At 38.6% G+C, this 1,931-nt stretch carries 2 protein-coding genes; both read right to left on the reverse strand.

Annotated features, from left to right (window positions below; all coding sequences use genetic code 11):
- Positions 1 to 176: 176 nt before the first annotated feature.
- The gene (locus ASG81_RS03825) at positions 177 to 581 is read right to left on the reverse strand and encodes a hypothetical protein (RefSeq protein WP_056629396.1); all 405 of its coding nucleotides are present in this window, start codon (positions 579 to 581) and stop codon (positions 177 to 179) included.
- Between the two features lie 169 nt (positions 582 to 750).
- Positions 751 to 1,005, reverse strand: a complete 255-nt coding sequence (locus ASG81_RS03830; RefSeq protein ID WP_155971186.1) for a hypothetical protein — start codon at positions 1,003 to 1,005, stop codon at positions 751 to 753.
- Positions 1,006 to 1,931: the final 926 nt, after the last annotated feature.

Consider the following 1,931-nt stretch of genomic DNA (forward strand, 5'->3'; position numbering starts at 1 on the left):
TTCCAAACAATTATTAGACGTATATGTAAGATAATAGTTCCATTAATCTGCCCGTTAGCTGAACAGGCTGCAAATAATGCCGGTAGCCTGTTGTCATGGTGCTATCGTACCCGTTAGTTCAATCAACTAAATGATGCTTCAACATAACTTTGGTCGTAAATCCAGGAGTTAATCAGTCATTTTTTGAGTTCTTGAATTAAGTCATTAATTTTTTTTCCAATTTCGTCATCCTGATTCTTCTCATAGACATAAAGAATTAATACATTTTTTATTTCGAATGCTCCATGTTCTACAAACTCAACAGGTCTATCGTAAAAGTCCTCACGACCTTCTTTCCGTTCTTTATTAGACTTGAAAATATAAAAATGAATGACGCCATCGGATAATTCGTAAAAGCTTGGTTTTACTCCATTTATCCCTTGCTGAAAAATGTTCTCTGGATTTTCTTCTGCTTTAGTAAGTTGTAACCCCTCTTTTTGAAAACCATCCAATAAATGTTCAAGGGTCAATGGATTATTGGTACTACATCCCGCAAGGACCATTAAGAAAATAAGGATAATCATACAAAGAACTCGATTCATTAAATCCCCCCTTTTCCTCAATAATTAGACGGAAACTTCGAGATAATGTTCCACTCTCCTGCCAGTTAGCACAACAGGCTGCCGAGTGAATCATCAGCAGCCTAAGTAGTGAAACATTATGAAGCTATCGTACCCGATAGTTTAATACGACGATACTTTGATTCGACGTTTATTTCTCTGCATTTGCCTTGTAGTGAAAATGCTCATGATAGATCGCATCCATTCCAACCAACTTACCTGACTTCTTGTGATAATAAGCAAAGTTTTGGTTTAAAGGTAATTCAAGAAGCTGGTAGTTTACATCTCGAGGTAACCCATCTAGATCTTCAATGGCTTTTTCACGGGTTGTGTAAACAGCTATTGGATAGAAATTGGGAAAGCGCCCCATTTCCTCTGCGACAAAGATTGCCCACACTGTGCTCAATTTGTCCAGGTTCAAATCCCTCTAAGTTAAGTTATCCTGCCATCTGTTGAACAAGGACGCCGAACCGCCGGTAGCCTTCCCCATGCTATCGTACCCGTTAGTGCAATTACGAGTCAGTCTCTAATCTAAACTGAATCCATTCGATTCCCGTAACCTTTGTGTTAGTGGTCAGTCCACGAAATTGCCATATCYCTGATTCTGAAATAGAAGGACCAGTAACCTCCCATGTATAAGCCAGCTTATGAGAAATSACTAAAGTAGAGAAAACAGCCTCAGTAATTTCGTCCTTATTTAAGGGCGTGCTGAATCCRACATCATATAATGAGGAGTCTTTCCAATAACGTTCAAATACTGACTGGGTAACCTTTGTCTCACATRCATCCTCAAATTTTGCGAGCAGCTTACGAACTTTGTCCTCAGTATTCGCTTTKAAAAACGCGTGCCAATGAATGTAACTGTACATTTACTTCCTCCAAGCTGATAAACTGTTTCCGAAATATTCTATACGGATAGTTGATTTACCTTTATTNAAAAACGCGTGCCAATGAATGTAACTGTACATTTACTTCCTCCAAGCTGATAAACTGTTTCCGAAATATTCTATACGGATAGTTGATTTACCTTTATTAACTATCCTGCCCGTAACGGCGTTTTCAGTAAATAACTTATCTTATATTATTGAAAAAACCCGCCCCCTCAAAGGACTGGTTCGCCGCTGCCATCATTGAATTATCGTACCCGTTTAGTTGAACAACTTTACTGCCCCGAAAACCCCAGGAGACCATAATCGAACGGATGCTTAAAATCCATCATCAGGTTGATTATTATTAACTCAACTTTCGCAGCTCGAAATTGGTAAATAAACCTTGATATAGCTGGGTAAACCAGCTATCCAATTCTGGAGTTGACGATGAATCAGTTTTGAG

The organism is Paenibacillus sp. Soil522 (assembly GCF_001428245.1).
Lineage (GTDB): Bacteria > Bacillota > Bacilli > Paenibacillales > Paenibacillaceae > Pristimantibacillus.

Excerpts from the sequence above, each read along its gene's own strand:
- ASG81_RS03825 (WP_056629396.1), bottom strand. The coding sequence starts at position 581 with ATGAATCGAGTTCTTTGTATGATTATCCTTATTTTCTTAATGGTCCTT.